The following is a 3,657-nucleotide window of genomic DNA, read 5'->3' on the forward strand; positions in this document are numbered from 1 at the left end:
TTACATGATGAATTTCCTTTGGGATCAATCCCAAATACAAACTAAGTCTATCTGTCCGGATTTCCTTTGCTTCTGAAAGCAATAAGGTATTCACTACCATTCCCAGTGTTTTCTTAGTTCTCCGACCAACTGAAAAACTAACCACATCTTTGGTTTTACGGTCTATGGCATAGGTAAGACAAACTCTATACTTCTTACTCCCTATATATGTAATCAGCTCATCCACTTCATATTCCCGTCCCAGTAAAACAGGCGGTTGTCGAGTTTGCCGAGAAATAGAAATGATACGCTTTAGAACGGTTGTGGTAGAGATCTTTAAGATTCTCGAAATACTCCTGATTCCTACTCCTTCTTTAAGAAAAAGAACAATATTCGTATTGGTTTCCGCAAGACAGGCTCTATTGCTATATGCTTCCTGTTTGGTCGAACCACATCGTTTACACAGATGACGTTGAATTCCCTTCAAAGTCTTCCCGTTTTTTTTCATTTGAAAATTACAACAAATCATATGAGCAATAATTCTGATACACGTAGTACGTAATTATTGAATAATAGGCCGAATAAAACACGAAAAAAGGGCAATCTAATGATTACCCTTATCGAAATTTTCTTGCTAAAACATCCTCTACCACCTGAAAAACAAATGGTTAATTAAACAAATTTCATCCATCAATAAATCTGGTACACTACCCTATTGATTTTCAATTAATTACACCTATAAAATAAACCTAGGTGCAAGTTTGTTACACTACCCAGTCGTCAGGTGATAGTTTGAGACACTACCTGATAGTTTGAGACACTACCGCCAATAATATCCCAAATAAAATAAAAATTAAAAGCCCTAATAAAGTTCTCTTAAAAAACTCCTTTTTTCCTTTTCCATCCTCTCTTTTTTGAGATGATCTAAACGCTAGAATAATATTTGCTAAGTATAAAATAAAAGCAATTATTAAAAGTATACCTGATAACATATTTAATTAGTTTTTTTCTCTAATTCATTTATATTCTTGTCTATATTGTCCCTAGTCTTATTCAGCTTTAGAACCTGTTGTTCTAAATCGGTTATTCTTTTATTTAGATCATCAATTTTTCTCGAATCACTCTCAGTTTTGTCTGTATTGATACTCTGTACTTCCTGTTTTAAGGTCGCTATTTCTGTTTCATACTTTTTAGAAGCTTGATCAAAATTTGATTTTATATTTTTAAGCTCCGTCAGTAGTGATTTTTCTGTAAACCCAAGATGATCTGAAATATCACTTGCGAGCTTTGACCAAGTTGTAGAAGCAATCCATGTATAAGTTCCTTCCACAGCCGAAACATAACTAAAACCTACTCCAACTGTAGCTGTTCCTCCACCAGCTGTCCACTCTCCATCAATTAAACCTTTATCAAGATTAAAAGAAAAATCAATCGAGGCTTCAAAACCATGTTCGAAATCTAATCCCATTACTCCACTCAGCCCCCAACCTCTAAGGTCATCTATTTTTGCAAAGGGAAATATAGAAGCTCCTGCACTTAGAGATGCCCCAAATGCAAATCCGCCCCCTAATCCAGCCGTAAAAAAGACCCCTACATTTCCTTCCAAATCAAATAAAACCCCTACAGAGCTTGATACTGTTAACATATATGATGCCCTGCCAACTCCCAAATTAATTAAGAAAACCTCTAATCCTTCTAACTCAACACCATCAATCACCCTATTCTCGCTAAAAGCATATGGAGAATTATGAGGATACTTAGCCGCCAAAGGATCCACCGCAAAGAACCTCCCAATACGCGGATCATGCATTCTATACTTATAGTTTACACTATTCCCCTCACCTTTTATCTCGTTATCCATTTCTTGACCTTGAAAACCTTGCCTTCCAAGGGTACCACCATGACGATTTGGCATAAGCATTCCGAACCCGTAATAGTCAGCATATCCTACCACGTCAGACAAATAATAAGCCACTCCGCCCATACCATCAGGTTCGGGGATTTTCCTGTCAGAAATCACTACATTTACGTTTCCTCTATGATCGGTTAATTCAAAGAACTTATCGCCCCGCGTCTCTTTGGGAACACCATCCCACGAGTAGTACGTCATAGCCGGAGGCACTATTGCTCCCGGCCCCGAAGTAGAATACGTTCGTCCTCCAATATGTCGGTAGTCTTTAATCATTCCCAGTCGTGCGCTTCCGTATAGGTTGATCTCACTAATATAGTAATTTTCTGTACGCGTAGAACCACTCTCCCTCATTTTCAGTTCGTACACCGCCATCACATTCCCCTGTCCGTCATACGTGTACAATGTCGATACCCAATCCCTGATCGACACCCATCCCGATCCGTTGCGGGGACGAACTTCTTTACGAATCCGTCGACCCAGCGCATCGTACGTGAAGAACAAATCCGGTTTGGTCGAGGTGGCCTTCCTGCGAATTTCTGCTACTTTGCCCGTAACCGTCCATACGATTTCTTCAATCTCCTCCTGCTCATCGGAAACCAACTACCCGATGGCATCATACGTATAGTTATCTACACTCTGGTTGTCCAGATCATCTCCCAGACTTCCCGCAGGGTCGGCTACATAGTTGAGTTGGTTCGTGTTGGCATTGTAGTGATACGTAAAGTTGTCCATCAATGTGCCTGCACTGTTCCTGCGGGTTAGCGTTTTCAGGTTTCCGTTCGCATCGTACTGGTACGTAGAAGCATAGTTGCCCCCCGTAGCAGCGGCGTACGAATAGCCAGCCCCTGTACCGCTCAGGTTGCCGGACATGGATTTAATACGATTGAGCTGATCGTACGAATACATAGCAGCCAGTAAGGGCAACTCGTTTTCATTTTCATCCCGCAGGGCTGTCGCCATCTGGGCTATATTGCCGTTAAAGAGTCCGCTTGCCCCCACAGGAAGTGCCGTTGTAAGGTCTCCCAGTAAATTCGGAGAAGCAGCTGTCGTTCGAATCTGGGCATAATCCCCGTCATAATACGTCAGTGCATACCCAAAGGCATCGCGGGCAGTGTTCCGGTTCGGGTTACCGGTTTCCGCTTTTCCGTCACTTCCCATATCCGTGCCGGCACTAAGTGTCGGTGCATTTACGCCTTTGATCCAACCCTGAATGGTGTATGCGTAGTCGATCCCCTGTACTTTATCATTCGCGATTTCCACCCGCGCCAACGGTCCATGAGCAAAATAGATGTATTCCGCATCCGTGTTCCAGAAATAGCCGTCCCGTGATGTTTCCACTTCCGTAATGCGATTGTCGGCATCATAATAATAGCGATGATAGAACAAGTCTAATTCTGAAGGTGTCTGGTATTTTACCTGTTTAACATTACCGCTAATCAGATCGTATTCATACGTCATCGTTGCTGTAATTCCACTTCCACTCACAGCAGTGTTCAGTCGGCTGCCTGCTGCGTCAAGCTATCGCCCTGCACCGGGGCGGGGTTTCGTCCGCTGATTAGCATTTCAATCTGTCAAAGATCATTTTTGATGTAGTAAAAAGAAATTAAGAACTATTTTTCATCCTTTTTTCTTGGAAGAAAAGGATTTATCCCCAGAAATAAATCCTCATAATTGCACTTAATGTAAGAAGTGATTTTGAGTAACAAATTGTTCTTCTGTTTAATCGCTTTACGTGGGTTCGTAATGTCAGGTTCTTGCGTTCGATA

General features: G+C 41.6%; 4 protein-coding genes. All 4 read right to left on the reverse strand.

The features are described from left to right. Nucleotides 1-466, reverse strand: a 466-nt coding sequence (locus tag ABDZ97_RS17590; RefSeq protein ID WP_343791119.1) for an IS1 family transposase, incomplete at its 3' end; no start/stop codon positions are given. A 507-nt stretch (nt 467-973) separates the two neighbouring features. Then, entirely contained in the window at nt 974-2,491 is a 1,518-nt protein-coding gene (locus tag ABDZ97_RS17595) for an RHS repeat domain-containing protein (RefSeq protein WP_343791122.1), read from the reverse strand. Continuing rightward, complete coding sequence (locus ABDZ97_RS17600; protein ID WP_343791126.1) at nt 2,492-3,376, reverse strand: hypothetical protein; 885 nt, start codon at nt 3,374-3,376, stop codon at nt 2,492-2,494. Between the two features lie 160 nt (nt 3,377-3,536). Further along, on the reverse strand, nt 3,537-3,657 hold a 121-nt coding region (locus ABDZ97_RS17605), incomplete at its 5' end, for an IS1 family transposase (RefSeq protein ID WP_343791129.1).

It is taken from the genome of Wandonia haliotis, from assembly GCF_039523435.1.
GTDB classification, from domain to species: Bacteria; Bacteroidota; Bacteroidia; order Flavobacteriales_D; family Crocinitomicaceae; genus Wandonia; species Wandonia haliotis.